The sequence below is a fragment of the Bacillus sp. FSL W8-0519 genome (genome assembly GCF_038005585.1).
GTDB classification, from domain to species: domain Bacteria; phylum Bacillota; class Bacilli; order Bacillales; family Bacillaceae_G; genus Bacillus_A; species Bacillus_A paranthracis.
Map to the genome: position 1 here is coordinate 4,379,946 of NZ_JBBOTL010000001.1, position 14,644 is coordinate 4,394,589.

General features: G+C 34.5%; 15 protein-coding genes. 3 read left to right on the forward strand and 12 right to left on the reverse strand.

The features are described 5' to 3' along the window. Positions 1–34 precede the first annotated feature (34 nt). From NST14_RS23000 to NST14_RS23015, 4 genes are all read right to left on the reverse strand, one after another. Positions 35–196 carry a hypothetical protein gene (locus NST14_RS23000; protein WP_000931773.1) on the reverse strand — a complete coding sequence of 54 codons (162 nt, stop codon included), beginning with the start codon at positions 194–196 and terminating at the stop codon, positions 35–37. After that, entirely contained in the window at positions 189–1,112 is a 924-nt protein-coding gene (locus tag NST14_RS23005) for an ABC transporter ATP-binding protein (RefSeq protein ID WP_000221083.1), read from the reverse strand. The genes NST14_RS23000 and NST14_RS23005 overlap by 8 nt, the downstream gene beginning before the upstream one ends. Positions 1,113–1,237: 125 nt before the next feature. Continuing rightward, positions 1,238–2,173, reverse strand: a complete 936-nt coding sequence (locus NST14_RS23010) for a HAMP domain-containing histidine kinase (protein ID WP_000247662.1) — start codon at positions 2,171–2,173, stop codon at positions 1,238–1,240. A 1-nt stretch (position 2,174) separates the two neighbouring features. After that, on the reverse strand, positions 2,175–2,867 hold the full coding sequence (locus NST14_RS23015; protein WP_000018056.1) for a response regulator transcription factor: 693 nt from the start codon (positions 2,865–2,867) through the stop codon (positions 2,175–2,177). Between the two features lie 168 nt (positions 2,868–3,035). On the opposite strand from NST14_RS23015, the gene NST14_RS23020 reads away from it, so the two are divergent. Beyond that, positions 3,036–3,209, forward strand: a complete 174-nt coding sequence (locus NST14_RS23020; protein ID WP_001293578.1) for a hypothetical protein — start codon at positions 3,036–3,038, stop codon at positions 3,207–3,209. Then, the gene (locus NST14_RS23025; protein WP_001014310.1) at positions 3,210–3,404 is read left to right on the forward strand and encodes a YwbE family protein; all 195 of its coding nucleotides are present in this window, start codon (positions 3,210–3,212) and stop codon (positions 3,402–3,404) included. A gap of 38 nt (positions 3,405–3,442) precedes the next feature. On the opposite strand, the gene NST14_RS23030 is transcribed toward NST14_RS23025, so the two are convergent. Together NST14_RS23030 and NST14_RS23035 are read right to left on the reverse strand one after the other, a co-directional pair. Further along, a complete protein-coding gene (locus NST14_RS23030) occupies positions 3,443–4,642 on the reverse strand; it encodes a class I SAM-dependent rRNA methyltransferase (RefSeq protein ID WP_001255958.1) in 1,200 nt (399 codons plus the stop codon). 89 nt (positions 4,643–4,731) lie between these two features. Next, positions 4,732–6,522, reverse strand: a complete 1,791-nt coding sequence (locus NST14_RS23035) for a cation:proton antiporter (RefSeq protein ID WP_000230347.1) — start codon at positions 6,520–6,522, stop codon at positions 4,732–4,734. A gap of 343 nt (positions 6,523–6,865) precedes the next feature. Here NST14_RS23035 and isdG point away from each other — a divergent pair, with 343 nt between their 5' ends. Next, positions 6,866–7,189 carry a heme oxygenase gene (gene isdG, locus NST14_RS23040; RefSeq protein WP_000587815.1) on the forward strand — a complete coding sequence of 108 codons (324 nt, stop codon included), beginning with the start codon at positions 6,866–6,868 and terminating at the stop codon, positions 7,187–7,189. A gap of 66 nt (positions 7,190–7,255) precedes the next feature. Here the strand turns inward: isdG and srtB are convergent, their stop codons facing one another. From srtB to isdC, 6 genes are all read right to left on the reverse strand, one after another. Beyond that, entirely contained in the window at positions 7,256–8,020 is a 765-nt protein-coding gene (srtB, locus tag NST14_RS23045; RefSeq protein WP_061535687.1) for a class B sortase, read from the reverse strand. A gap of 32 nt (positions 8,021–8,052) precedes the next feature. Next, positions 8,053–8,823: an ABC transporter ATP-binding protein gene (locus NST14_RS23050; RefSeq protein WP_000403755.1), complete on the reverse strand. Its 771-nt coding sequence runs from the start codon at positions 8,821–8,823 to the stop codon at positions 8,053–8,055. Beyond that, entirely contained in the window at positions 8,813–9,796 is a 984-nt protein-coding gene (locus NST14_RS23055) for a FecCD family ABC transporter permease (protein WP_001036821.1), read from the reverse strand. Before NST14_RS23055 ends, NST14_RS23050 begins: the two co-directional genes overlap by 11 nt. A 27-nt stretch (positions 9,797–9,823) precedes the next feature. Next, entirely contained in the window at positions 9,824–10,705 is an 882-nt protein-coding gene (isdE, locus tag NST14_RS23060; RefSeq protein ID WP_229143034.1) for a heme ABC transporter substrate-binding protein IsdE, read from the reverse strand. 69 nt (positions 10,706–10,774) lie between these two features. Continuing rightward, entirely contained in the window at positions 10,775–13,684 is a 2,910-nt protein-coding gene (locus tag NST14_RS23065; RefSeq protein WP_341119384.1) for an NEAT domain-containing protein, read from the reverse strand. A gap of 51 nt (positions 13,685–13,735) precedes the next feature. After that, on the reverse strand, positions 13,736–14,461 hold the full coding sequence (isdC, locus tag NST14_RS23070; protein ID WP_001226896.1) for a heme uptake protein IsdC: 726 nt from the start codon (positions 14,459–14,461) through the stop codon (positions 13,736–13,738). Positions 14,462–14,644: the final 183 nt, after the last annotated feature.

Sequence of the window (14,644 nt, forward strand, 5' to 3'; positions counted from 1 at the left end):
CAAAACCACTCCTCCATTCTTTATATAACTGTCTTTATGCTGCTAACATTCTAATTCCAGCAGTAACTACGCTTAACATTCCTATCATTAGTAGAATTAACAACCATTTCCGCTCTGGTTTCCTATAATATAAAATCCCGCTTATGAACATTACGACCAATCCACTTACTAGATTCACTAACAATCCATTAAGCATGAATGCCCTCTCCATCCATTACATTTAAGAAATATTCCTCTAAGGAACTATGTTTCTTATTAATACTTTCAATTTCCACATCGTTCATAATAAGCGCTTTTGAAATGGCTTGCTGAGACACTTCTGTATCATACACACGAATCATATTTCCACTCATTATTTTGTAATTTTTTATACCAAGTTTATCTTCTAAAATATAAGCTGCACGCTTCACATCAGGAATAGTAATTTCAATGTACTCTGTTTGTTTTCCGTTAATACTTTTCATTGAAACTTCTTTTATTAGTTTTCCATTTTGAATTACACCAATTGTATCCGCCATTAGTTCCATCTCACCTAAAATATGACTAGAAACTAATAATGTAATGCCATATTCTTTGCAGAGCATTTTAAATAAGTCTCTTAATTCTTTAATACCAATTGGATCTAAACCGTTAATGGGTTCATCTAAAATGAGTAATTCTGGCTTTGTTACGATTGCCCTTGCAATACCGAGTCGTTGTTTCATTCCTAATGAAAAATCTTTTACTTTTTTATTATCTATGCCTTGCAGCTTCACTAAATGTAAAGCATGGTCAATTGCGTTTTTATCGTAATAGCCCATATATTCACAATGTAATTCTAAGTTTTCTTTCGCCGTTAATTTATCATAAAATATTGGATATTCAATAATTGTCCCCATTCTTTTTAATACTTCATAAGATGTATCTGTTAATTTCTCACCGAAGATTTCAATATCACCACTCGTCGGTTTTATTAAATTTGTAATCATTTTCATAATCGTTGTTTTACCAGCACCATTCGGTCCTAAGAAACCGTATATTTCTCCTTTTTTTACATGCATGTTAACACTAGAAATAACTTCTTTCCCTTTAAACACTTTCGTTAACTGATTCGTTTTTAAAATATAGGTCATGTCACTTTCCCCTTTCGCACTACTTTATATTTCTATAATAGACAACGGAAATCTCTTTTTTCTTACCCGTTTCTTACAAATTCCTTACGCTGCAAAAAAGCTTGTAGAATCTACTTCTCTACAAGCTAAAACTGCATCTTCTTTAATGCAACTGTAAAAATTGTTTTTTCATACGGCTTACTAGAAAGATGAATTTTTCCATCCATCGCTTCCACAAGCCTTTTCGTAATCGTTAACCCTAAACCGCTCCCTTGGTACAATCTATTTCTTGAATCTTCAAGTGTGTACATACGCTCGAACACTTTATCAATATGCGATTCATCAATTCCTTTTCCTGTATCCCATACGTCTATATACACATTCGTTTCATCATCTCTTAACGTCATACCAAGTGTCTTTCCATCGTCTCCATATGTAATCGCATTTGATATAAAATTGTTCAATACCCTACCTAATACTTCTACATTTCCAAGTGCATATATATTTCTTTCTGGTATATCAATATGAACATGAAAACCTTTCGACGTCACTAAATCATAAAAAGATAAAATCTTCTCACGACAAACTTCATTCATATTCACTTTTGTCATCTCGATTGCTTTGTCACCAGATTCTAATTTTGCTAAATCAAAAAACTTATGAATTAGTTCCATCACTTCTAGTGTTTTCGTATGCACTTTCTCAAGTAATATTTGTTGTTCTTCTTCATTTATCGTTTTATCCTTATTTAACATTTCTGTATATCCAAGAATAACTGTTAGTGGCGTCTTCAAATCATGTGAAATATTTGAAAGCATTTTTCTCATCGAAATTTCTACTTTCGCATGATCTGCATTTGTTTTCTGTTTTGCATCTAACAATTGATTAATTGCCACTAACAATTTTTGCAATTCTAGATCATCTGTCATAACAAGTAACTTCTCACCTGTTTTTTCATTAACAATACTTTCTAACTTTTCATATGTGTATCGCAAATTTTTGCTACTATTTTTCCTCATTTTATATTGTATATAAATGACACATAACAATATAAAAATAATACCTATTAACAAATTGACCATATTACATCACTTCCAACTTATAACCGATACCCCATAACGTTTTAATGTATTCTGGATTAGATGGATCACTTTCGATTTTCTCACGCAATCTTCTCATATGAACATTAATAACGTTATCGTCACCGTAATACTCTTCGTTCCAAATTAGCGTATATATTTGTGCTTTCGTAAATACACGATTTTGATTCTTTACAAACAGTTTTAAAATCTCAAATTCTTTTAAAGTAAGTTTGAGAGGCTTCCCGTTTTTTTCCACAGTAAAATTAATTGGATCAATCGTTAAATCACCAATTTGAATCATCTTTTCTGTTGTTTCTGTAGCTGAATATTTCGTAGATCTCCGAATTCCTGCTTTTACACGCGCGGCTAATTCAATCATAGAAAATGGCTTACAAATGTAATCATCTGCTCCAAGCCCTAATCCGACAGCTTTATCAACATCTGTATCTTTTGCCGACATCATTAAAATCGGAACAGCACTTTTTTCTCGAATAATTCGCACAACCTCTAAGCCATCTAACTTTGGCATCATAATGTCTAGGATAATCAAATCAAATGAACCTTTTAAATATGTGTTCACGCCCTCTTCTCCATCAGACGCGATTGTAACTTGAAAGCCCTCTTTTATTAAATACTTTTCCACCATCTCTTGAATTGAGAGATCATCTTCAACTAATAATATATGATGTGACATATGTCTATCCCCTTTTTACAAACGTTAACAATTCAATTGTATCGTAACTACTACAGACTTGAAACAAATATATGAATTTTCAAACCAACTTCCCTTCCTTCCTTAACAATGATATGATGAAATTCACTACGATTGTTCATAATTAACTTTATATAAAGGAGACTTATCATGTCAGAAAACAAAAAAGTAAGCTTAGCTGATTTAATGCGCGAACAACTTGCAAAGAAAAAGCAAGGTAACGGTAATGGTCAAAATGCCAAAAACCAAAGCCAAGAAACAAAAAAGTTACAAAACCAACAAACGAAAAAGACAAACAACCAACGTAGACGTACAGGTGTATAAATGAACGGACAAAAACGTTCTAATATCGCACCCGGCCTTGAAGTTGATATTGTATTAAAACAAGATCAACGAACTGGCAAATTAACACGTGGAATTGTAAAAGATATTTTAACGAACTCCCCTTCTCATCCGCATGGCATTAAAGTTCGATTGCAGGACGGGCAAGTCGGTAGAGTACAAAATATCGTTCAATAAGAAAAGGAGCTCAAGTAAACTCGAGCTCCTTTTCTTTATTACCCTTTAATTTTCTCGATGAAAACTACTTTTAAATAGTCTCCTTCTTTAAATTGATCAATGGTACGGAAATCTTCTGGTAAAGAATGTTCTTCTAATATTTTATATTTACCATTCATTTCTTTAAAGGCTGTATCGATAAAGCCTTTAAACTTTTTCATATCGAATGCACTACAATTTGTAGAAGCAACGATAATACCGTTATTTTCTGTAATGGCAATTGTTTCTTTTAATAAATTTTTATAATCTTTCGCTGCACTAAATGTATATTTTTTCGAGCGCGCAAAGCTTGGAGGGTCTAATACAACCATATCGAACTTCATCTTTTTCTTCGCTGCATATTTAAAGTAAAGGAATACATCTTCTACAATAATATCTTGCGCTTCATAATCAACTTCATTTACACTAAACTGCTCAATCGTTTTACTTAAACTACGATTTGCAAGGTCGACACTCGTCGTTTTGCTCGCTCCACCAAGCGCTGCAAATACAGAGAAGGCACCTGTATAAGAGAACATATTTAACACTGTTCTTCCCTTCGCATATTTATCACGAATTTGTTTTCGCACGTTACGCTGATCTAAAAATACACCAACCATCGCTCCGTCATTTAAATAAACAGCGAAATTCACACCATTCTCTTTTACGATAAGCGGGAACTCACCGCGCTCTCCTGCTACGAAATCATCGCCTTCAATGTATTTCCCTTTCGTATCAAAACGCTTCTTCTCATAAATGCCTTTAAAGTTTGCTACTTTTTGAAGAGCTGCTATAATCTCATCTCTGAAAGTATAAATCCCTTCGCTATACCAACTTACTACATAATAGCCGTCATAATAATCGATGATTAAGCCTCCAAGCCCATCACCTTCACCGTTTAGAGCGCGGAATGCTGTCGTATCACTTGATTTATAAAATTGCTTTCGTTTATGTAAGGCAGATTTAATTTTACTTTCAAAGAAAGATTGATTAATTTGTTCACTCTCTTTTCTCGTTAAAATCCAGCCGTATCCTTTATTTTGTTTTCCATAATAACCTTTTCCGACAAAATGGTTCTTCTCATCTACCACTTTAATGATTGTTCCTTCTTCCTGAACATCATTTAAATTTTGAATCGCATCTTTTAAAATAAGCGGATATCCACTTTTAATTTCTTTTATAAATTTCGGTTTTATTTTTACAGTTACTTCTGATCGCATATAAAAACTTCCTTTCCATTTGCATGCTTTCTCTATAGGAAGCACTTAAAAAACGAGACTGAAAAACAGCCTCGTTTCACTATACCATATTATTGCTTTGCTAGTACAACTAGCTCATCCCCTGGCATAACAGCTATATATTTATACAATGTTGAAAAAGTAAGACTACCATCTCTATGGCGAATAAATAGTATTAAATCCTCTGAATCGATTTCTTCTTTATTAATCTTTTGTTCTTCTGCAACTTGTATCGTTTTAAACGTATAACCATCTTCAATTTTTCTATTTAATTCTTCATAAATTTCATTTTGACCAAACAGTAAATGAGCTTTTTTCGAAAGGGAAATGCGTTCTTGTTCAATCTTTTCCACATCATGGATTGGAAGTAAAAATGTATTATGATGTCCAAACTGCGGTACGTATGTATTTGCGACTAATACATTATAAGAATCCGTATCTGTAACTGCAATTAAGTATTCGTACTGATTCATATCAACTTCAAATTGTAATTGTTCAGAAAGTACTTGGCCATTATATGTATTAAGCCCTTTCCCCTTTACACATTGCAAATGCTCTTCTGATACATCTACAATTAAGCTCGGAATACCCATCTCTTTACAGTGCAATGCAAAAGCAGATGAGAATGTACTCGCACCTGAAATTAAAATTCCCGGTGGCTCCGTATTCGCCAATCCCAATCTTTTCGCTAAAAATCCAATTGAAAATCCATGAGCACAAACGGTCGTAATAACGAGTGCAAATGTAAGTGCCGTTAATATAGAAGCATCTTTATAACCTTCTTGTAATAACTCCGTCGCAAAGTAACTTGAAACCGTTAATGCAACAATACCTCGCGGCGCAATCCAGCCAACTAGCGCCCGTTCTGCTTTTGTTAACTCTGTGCCGATTGTCGATATCCAAATCGATAAAGGGCGTACAACAAATAGCATCATAAGTACGAAGCTTATAATAGGCCAGCTGAAAATCTCCATAATCGTTGTTCTTGGAAGGGATGCTGTTAATATGATAAAAACAGTCGACGTTAGTAGCACAGAAATATTTTCGTTAAAATGACGAATATCACCGATAGAAGAAATATATTTTTTCATCCGCGCAAGCGTAATCCCCATTACTGTCACAGCTAGCATACCTGTTTCATGCATCACTTCATCCGCAATGCCAAAACATAACAGTACCGTAACTAGCAAAATTGGGGCTTTTAAATATTCTGGTACTTTTCCCTTTAAAATCATATAGCTCATAAAAATACTAAATACATAACCGAGTACCATTGCAAATAATGAACCTGCAAAGAAGTACAGCAACGTATGTAATTGTACATTTTCTTTCGTTAAGAAATTTACAATTTGAAAGGCGAATACAGCAAGCAAAGCGCCAAATGGATCAACGATAATCCCTTCCCATTTTAAAATTGCAGCTGTTCTTGGTTTTAATCGCGCTTGGCGTAACAACGGAATAATTACCGTTGGACCTGTCACAATAAAAAGTCCTCCAATAATAAATGCAACCGCCCAATCTAATCCAGCGACGTAATGAGCTGCAAGTGAGCCAGCAATCCACGCGATAAACGCACCAAACGTAACGATACGAAATACTGGTTTTGATAGCCCCCTCAGTTCACGTACATCTAAACTTAAACTACCCTCAAACAATATAATCGCAACAGAGAGTGATACGAGTGGACTAAAAACATCCCCAAGCACCTCTTTGGGATTAATAATACCGAAAACCGGACCAATTAATAATCCAGCAACTGCCATAACAACAATCGCAGGAAGCTGGAAGCGCCATGCAGTCCATTGTGAAGCAATACCTAATGTAATAATAATAACGATACTAAGTAAAAGTGATTCAACCATAATGCCCTCCTTGTTCATAGTATTGCGACAGCAAAGTATAAACCATACTTTACTTCTATATATTTTCGATTGATTCTATTTGCATAATATATAACTAAGTTAAATATATAGTCAACAGGAGGATATTATACTACATAAAGTGAAACTTTAATCAGCCCGCCCTCCACCTAACTTCTTCGCTTTCGCTAAATTTTGAGGTGGGGGGCTTACTGCCCAACAAATAGCGGGATTAAAAATATTATCATAATTTAAGATTACCATTGACAATGATAATGATTTTCATTATCATTTAATGTATATGAATTCTCGAAAATAAAGGCTACAACTTATAGGAGGAATAAACATGATTATTGTTACAAATACAGCTAAAATTACAAAGGGAAATGGACATAAATTAATTGATCGTTTTAATAAAGTAGGTCAAGTCGAAACAATGCCAGGATTTTTAGGATTAGAAGTTCTTCTAACGCAAAATACAGTTGATTATGACGAGGTAACAATTAGCACGCGCTGGAATGCAAAAGAAGATTTCCAAGGTTGGACAAAGAGCCCAGCATTTAAAGCTGCTCACTCCCATCAAGGCGGAATGCCAGATTATATTCTTGATAATAAAATCTCTTACTATGATGTAAAAGTTGTACGTATGCCAATGGCTGCAGCACAGTAAAAACTGTTTTTTTAAAGTATAGAATATGAGAAGCGTTACCACTTCTCATATTCTATACTTTTTTATTTACTGTCTTTTTACTAGTTTCGCATGTACGACTAATCTTCCTGCTTCTGGATCAAGTGCATAGTCACATGTAGAAAGTGTTATAATTTCATCATTAGCCGTCAATTTCGTATCCGTTTTGTAAAGGGATTTATCTTGAATTTGCTTTAAGAATGCTGTATACGCTGCATCGCTTTCAAAATCCGTTTCAATGTAATAAAAGTCCGTCGTTGTCGTATATACTGAAAAAACTTCAACGTCGTATCCTTCAAATAATGTATCGTAATACAATTTACGATGGGACATGAAGAAATCTTCATCCAACATCTTTTTTAAACTTCCAAACATAGAACCGTCCTTCATACGATGACCATATAAAATAGTATTTCGGTTTTGAGATTTCACCTCATTACGATAATCCATAAAAATACTTCCCGCTCTCATATCCTCGCCTTTATAATTACGAAATAAATAGTAATCATTATCCTTCGCTTGAACGATTGGATAATTGATTTGTGTATCATCCATCGTAATCCATCCCACTATTTCTGGATTAATTTTTTGGAGAGCTTGAAACTGTTTACGTACTTCCCCATCTTCTGATTTTTCTTCCATTGGACTTCTCTTATAAATATGTTGCGCTTCAGCCATTACTTTACGATTTTCATAATAATCCATGAAAATCCCACCCAATTCATACATTGAATAGAAAAAGATTCCTAAAAATACAATTGTAAGTATTCGTTGAAAAAAAGAATTCTTTTTCCGTTCTTTCTTACTATTCAAATTATCACCTCAAAACGGATTATGCCCAGCCTTTAAATTCCCATTGGTACCATGTATAACCCTGTATCTTCGTCTTGTTTTACAACGACATCTACACCATATATTGCTTTAACCATTTCTTCTGTTATTACCTCATTAGGATTACCTTTCGTAACAATTTCCCCATCTTTCATAACGATAATATGATCACTATAACGAATGGCTTGATTAATATCATGTAGTACCATCACAATCGTTAATCCATACACTTCATTTAACTCTTTCACTAACTCTAATATTTCTAGCTGATAATAAATATCTAAATATGTTGTCGGTTCATCTAAGAAAAGCATTGGTGTACTTTGAGCTAATGTCATCGCGATCCAAACTCGCTGTCTCTCTCCGCCCGATAAAGCATGAATTGGCTTTTCACGCTTACTTTGCAAATTTGTACATGTTAGTGCACGCTCAATTGCTTCTCTATCTTCATCAGTTTGCGAAGAAAAAACATTTTTATATGGCATACGCCCAAAGCTTATTAGTTTTTCCACTGTAATATCTGCTGGCGCCTCATTTTGTTGATGGACAACAGCTAACTTTCTAGCGAACTCTTTCGGTTTATACTCACTAATCGTTTTTCCATCAAGTATTACTTCCCCACTATTAGGAGCATGATTTCTAGACATAACACCAAGTAATGTTGATTTTCCGCAACCATTCGGACCAATGATTGTTGTAATTTTCCCAATCTCTATTTCACTACTAACAGACTTTAAACGATTTGTTACATTATCGTATGAAAAGGTTACATTTTTAATTTCCATGAACTTTATCACTCTTTCTAAGCAAGAATATTAAGAATGGGCCACCAATAACTGCCATAATCGTCGCCGCTGGAATTTCGTTAGGTGGTACAATTAACCTTCCAATCGTATCCGCCGTCAAAATTAATAACGCTCCTGCAAGAGCAGAAAATGGAATTAATACTTTATGATCTGAACCGACTAATTGCCTTGAAATGTGCGGAACGAGTAATCCTACAAAAGCAATAACACCTGCAATCGCTGTTGATACTGCAGCTAAGAGTACTGCAATAGCAGAAATAATAAGACGAACTCTCGTCACGTGCAAACCTAAGTTTTTCGCAGTCTTATCTTGTAGCGATAATAAATTACACCAAGCTCCTACAAACAGTGCAAGAACCAAACCAATTGTTCCATACGTAACCATTATTTCTACATCGCCCCACGTCTTCATCGTTATATTAGAAGTCGTCGTTTGCTTAATACTCTTAATGAAATATCCACAAATCGTAATGAAAGATTCATTTAATCCAGTAAACATCGCATTAATAGCTATACCAACTAAAATAATACGAAGTGGACTTAACCCTGACTTCCATGAAAAGGCATAAACGAGATAACACGCAAACGCACCACCTAAAAAGGCGAATACTGGTGTCCAGAAAAAGAATTGCGGGAATAACGTAATAATAACAAGTGTCATAAAACTTGCTCCTGAAGATATACCGATTACCCCAGCATCGGCAAGTGGATTTTTCATTACAGCTTGAAAAAGAACACCAGAAACAGCAAGAGCCGCCCCAGTGAACAGTGCAATAATAATGCGCGGGAAACGTAAATCTTTAATGACCTCAACATCTTCATTTGCCCCTGTAAATATCCCTTGTACAAGGTCAACGATACCAACCTCTAAACTCCCTTTCATCGCTGACAATGACGTCATAACAATAAGCAATACAGTAACAATGAAGAAACTCCAAGTTTTTTTATTCATTTCACTCTTCCTTTATATGAAAATGCATCACGGATACATCATTTTCTTCAATTCATCTAAAGCTTCGATTGCTGCTAAATTTCCTGTCGTTCCAAATAAACGCTCTTCTAAATCGTAAACACGATTATTTTTAACTGCAGCGAAGTGTTTCCAAATATCATTTGTTTTAAATTCTTTATCAAACATTTTTACAACTTCCTCAGGCATACCATGAGCTGCTCGTAAAATAATATCCGGATCAGCTTTCTTTAAATACTCTGTATTAGAAGCTAAATATTCTACTTGTTCACCTTGTACAATATTTTTACCACCTAGTTGTTTCACTAAATCACCAATATAGGAATGCTCAGTTGCTACTAAATAGCTCCCCGGTACACCTAATAAAATAAGCACTGTCGGTTCTTTCTTTCCTTTTACTTCTTTTTGAATGCTAGCAACCTTTTTATCTAACTTCGTTACAACTGCTTCAGCCTGCTTTTCGCGTCCATATTGCTTACCTAAATTACTAATGGAATTTTGCATATTTTTTAAACTAGTTAAGTCCACAAAATTTGCTTTCATACCTACACCGTCAAACACTGGCTTTAATTCATATTCAAGTGTTGTCACGGATAATACTTCTGACGGCTTTAACGACTTTACTTTTTCCATATCAGGACTCATCGGATTCCCGACTTCAGGTAAACCTTTATATCGCTTCGGTAAGGTTTTAGAACTAGTTGGAACACCAACTAAATCTACTTCTAACACATCCATAATTTCAGTAACAGCGACTGTCGTTGCAACAATTCGCTCTTTACTTTCACTCTTTACTTGCTTCGCAGTTTCTTTTTTAGGTGATGAGCACCCAGCTATACTCACTAATAAAATGATAGCCATTAGTACACTTGCAATTTTCCTCACTCTCAATCACCACTCCTTTCCAAACAATATGAAACAAGTCTTGATGCACGCGAACATGCATCAAGACTCCAAAAATTACAATCTACCTGCTCTATATTTACGAACTAGTAAAGCAAGTGAACCTAGCAGTAACATCATGTATAAACCAAGTTGTGCTGTATCTGCAGTTTTTGAGTTTTTCTCTTTTTTCGAATCATTATTTGTAGCTTCGTTTTTCTTTTTACCATCTGCATTTCGGTTAAAATCAGGAGTTCCTACTGTTTTTACATTATCTACTTTTGGTGTAGTTACTGGGTTTTTCGGTTCATTCTTTGGCTCTTCTTTTACCGTTCCTACAGCGCCAATCTTCGTCGTATCAAATTGAATTTGTACGTCGTAGAAATGATGGTAATTCATTGAATCGATATCTACTTTTACTTTTGCATTTAATTTTGCAAATAAATCATTAGCTTCAAATTCTACGACTCTTGTATTGGCAGCCTTATCTTCACTTACTATTTTTGCATCTGCAAATCCACCATTATTTTCTGTTTGGAATTTCGTAATCCAGTCACTATTTTTCAGTGTCATTGCAACATACTTCTTGCCATCTTTCACTGTTAATCTTGCTGGACTTACAACATATTGATTCATCATTGAAATTTCTTCTGTCTTATCTTTTAACACTTTAAAAGCAATATCGTACTGACCATCTTTTAAATTTTTCGGATCAACTGTTGGGTTTTCATTTAGATTATTCGTTCCATCTTGGTTGTCGTTTCCACCTTGGTTGTCGCTTCCGCCTTGGTTGTCGCTTCCGATTTGATTACCATTACCATCTTGGTTAGTATCTCCACCTTGGTTACCTAAAGCTTTAATACTTCCTTTATCGAATGCAAATTGAATATCATAGAAATGATGATAATTCATTGCATCGATATCTACCTTCACTTTTGCATTTAACTTTTTCGATAAATCATCTACTTCCACTTCTACTACTCTTGTATCTTTCTCTTTATTTGTACCTAATACTTGCGCATCGACGAACGCACCATTCTTTTCAAACTCAAACTTCGTAATCCATGAGCTATTTGTTAATGTGAAGGATACATATTTCTTTCCATCTTTCACTTTTAATACACCTGGATTCTTCGTATATGTGTTCATCATTGAAATTTCTTCTGTTTTATCTTTTAACACTTTAAAACCGATACTGTATTCACCGTCTTTAAGAGCGTTTGGATCAATTGCTGTGTTATCGTCTTGGCTGTCGTTTCCGCCTTGGTCGTTATTTCCACCTTGGTTGTTGTTTCCACCTTGGTTGTCGTTTCCGCCTTGGTTATCGTTTCCATCTTGGTCGTTATTTTCGCCTTGGTTGTTGTTTCCACCTTGGTTGTCGTTTCCATCTTGGTCGTTACTTCCGCCTTGATTGTTGTTTCCACCTTGGTTGTCTAACGGTTGAATACTATCGTTATCAAATGCAAATTGAATATCATAGAAATGGTGATAATTCATTGAATCAATATCTACTTTCACTTTTGCATTTAGTTTCTTAGATAAATCAGCTACTTCCACTTCTACTACACGTGTATCAGCTTTCTTATCTTCACTTAATACACTTGCATCAACAAATGAATTATTCTTTTCAAATTCGAACTTTGTAATCCATGAGCTATTCGTTAATGTGAAGGATACATATTTCTTTCCATCTTTCACTTTTAATACACCTGGACTCTTCGTGTACGTATTCATCATTGAAATTTCTTCTGTTTTATCTTTCAATACTTTAAAACCAATACTGTATTCACCATCTTTAATGGTATCTACGTTTGATTGTTTATCTCCGTCTGGTTGTTTATCTCCGTCTGGTTGTTTGTCTCCGTCTGGTTGTTTGTCTCCGTCTGGTTGTTTGTCTCCGTCTGGTTGTTTACCTCCGTCTGGTTGTTTGTCTCCGTCTGGTTGTTTACCTCCGTCTGGTTGTTTGTCTCCGTCTGGTTGTTTACCTCCGTCTGGTTGTTTGTCTCCGTCTGGTTGTTTACCTCCGTCTGGTTGTTTGTCTCCGTCTGGTTGTTTATCTTCACTTTTAATAGCTTCCAATTTATCTTGTTCAAATACAAGTTGTACGTCATGCGTTTGTTTATAATTTCTTGATGCCATCTCAATAAATACTTTTGTATTAAGTTTTTTCGATAAATCAGCTACTTCAAACTCTACTACTCTTGTATCTTTTTCTTTATCTTCACTCACTACTTTTGCATCAACAAATGCACCATCTTTTTCCGTTTGGAAATTTTTAATTAATGAGCTACTTTTTAACGTTACAACCGCTTTTTTCTTACCATTTTCTACTTTCAATACTCCTGGATTTTCCATGTAACTATTCATTTTAGATTCTTCATCTGTTTGATCTTTTAACACTTTGAAAGGAATGCTGTACGCACCATCTTCAATTGTGTTAGAATTTGGTTGTTGATCTGGGTCAGGCTTTTGGTCGGGCTTCTGACCTGGATCCGTAGTTTCATTTGGATCTGGCTTATTAGCTGGGTCCTCTTTTTCATCTGGTTTTTCTACATGAATTGGTGTAATGCTATTTTGATCAAATGCAATACGAACATCATATTCATGATGATAGTTCAGAAAATCAATATCTACTTTTACTTTCGCTTTTAATATCTTCTCTACATCTTCCACATCGAATTCTACTACTCTTGTATCTTTTTCTTTATCTTCACTAATTACATTTGTCTCAACAAGTTGACCTGCTTTGTCTGTTTCAAATTTCGTAATCCATGAACTATTTTTTAATGTAAAGGACACTTTCTTTTTCCCATCCTTCACTTTTAAAGTTCCTGGACTTACAGAGTATTCATTCATCATGGATACTTCATCCGATGCGTCTTTAAGAACTTTAAAACCGATTGAGTATTCACCGTCAGCTAATTGAGTAGCTGCTTGAACTGCAAGTGGTTGTAGTGTTGATACGAATGTAAATATCATTAAAAACATAGCAACAACAATCTTAAGATACCTGTTCAATGAAATAACGCTCCTTTTTATTTATTTACTAAACTTCACGTTACGAATTAAGAAAACACCTGAAATAAGAATTAACACCGCAAATAATCCGATACGTGCTTCATCGCCTGTTTTAGGATTATCTGTTTTTTCAGCTTTACCATTTTCATTTTTTGTATCTTTATTTGTTTCTTTGTTCGCTTCTTTTGTTGTTTCTTTATTCTCCACTTTTGTTTTCTCTTCTTTAACTTGTGTACCTGTTTTCGTTTGATCATTGTTTTTTGTTGTAGTAGCCGCGCCGTTATCTCCACCTACAGCTTTTACATTTGCATCAAAAGCAAAACGAATTGTGTAGTGGTGGTCATAGTTTGCACTTGGTACGACAACATGAATTTTTACTCCTAATGGTTTTGATAAATCATCAATTTTAAATTCAACCGTTCTTTTATCAGCAGCCTCGTCCTTGCTAACTACTTTTGCATCAACAAAATTCCCGTTTTCAGGTGCTTTAAATTCTGTAATCCAAGCACTATGATTCATCGGGATTTGCACTCTCATCTCACCATTTTTCACAATTAGCTTAGCTGGTTTTTCAAAATAATCATTTGCCATTGAAGCTGAATCATTTTCCGCTTTTTGAATGACATAGTTAATATCATACGTACCGTCAGCTAGTTGTGCTGCAACTTTCCCATATGGCATGACAAGAAAAGCTAGCATACATACGAACGTTATAATAAAAGCGGGTAATACAGAAATCTTTCTCATTTGGCTTACTTCCTCCTTGTTTATCTTTCATCCATACTTTTTTGAAAATGATAATTATTCTCATTATATTAAAAAAAAATAATAATCTTCTATCCTTATTTAATTGTAATTTGTTTATGTAATACAGATATTATTGATTATCATTCTCAATTCATGTTAAAAATAATATCCCTCTCTATTCTT

Bases quoted from the DNA above. Each gene is read 5' to 3' on its own strand.
- isdG (WP_000587815.1), top strand. From the start codon at position 6,866: ATGATTATTGTTACAAATACAGCTAAAATTACAAAGGGAAATGGACAT.
- isdC (WP_001226896.1), bottom strand. From the start codon at position 14,461: ATGAGAAAGATTTCTGTATTACCCGCTTTTATTATAACGTTCGTATGT.
- NST14_RS23065 (WP_341119384.1), bottom strand. From the start codon at position 13,684: ATGTTTTTAATGATATTTACATTCGTATCAACACTACAACCACTTGCA.
- NST14_RS23005 (WP_000221083.1), bottom strand. From the start codon at position 1,112: ATGACCTATATTTTAAAAACGAATCAGTTAACGAAAGTGTTTAAAGGG.
- NST14_RS23020 (WP_001293578.1), top strand. From the start codon at position 3,036: ATGTCAGAAAACAAAAAAGTAAGCTTAGCTGATTTAATGCGCGAACAA.
- NST14_RS23000 (WP_000931773.1), bottom strand. From the start codon at position 196: ATGCTTAATGGATTGTTAGTGAATCTAGTAAGTGGATTGGTCGTAATG.
- NST14_RS23055 (WP_001036821.1), bottom strand. From the start codon at position 9,796: ATGAATAAAAAAACTTGGAGTTTCTTCATTGTTACTGTATTGCTTATT.
- NST14_RS23035 (WP_000230347.1), bottom strand. From the start codon at position 6,522: ATGGTTGAATCACTTTTACTTAGTATCGTTATTATTATTACATTAGGT.
- NST14_RS23015 (WP_000018056.1), bottom strand. From the start codon at position 2,867: ATGTCACATCATATATTATTAGTTGAAGATGATCTCTCAATTCAAGAG.
- NST14_RS23025 (WP_001014310.1), top strand. From the start codon at position 3,210: ATGAACGGACAAAAACGTTCTAATATCGCACCCGGCCTTGAAGTTGAT.
- NST14_RS23050 (WP_000403755.1), bottom strand. From the start codon at position 8,823: ATGGAAATTAAAAATGTAACCTTTTCATACGATAATGTAACAAATCGT.
- NST14_RS23010 (WP_000247662.1), bottom strand. From the start codon at position 2,173: ATGGTCAATTTGTTAATAGGTATTATTTTTATATTGTTATGTGTCATT.
- NST14_RS23030 (WP_001255958.1), bottom strand. From the start codon at position 4,642: ATGCGATCAGAAGTAACTGTAAAAATAAAACCGAAATTTATAAAAGAA.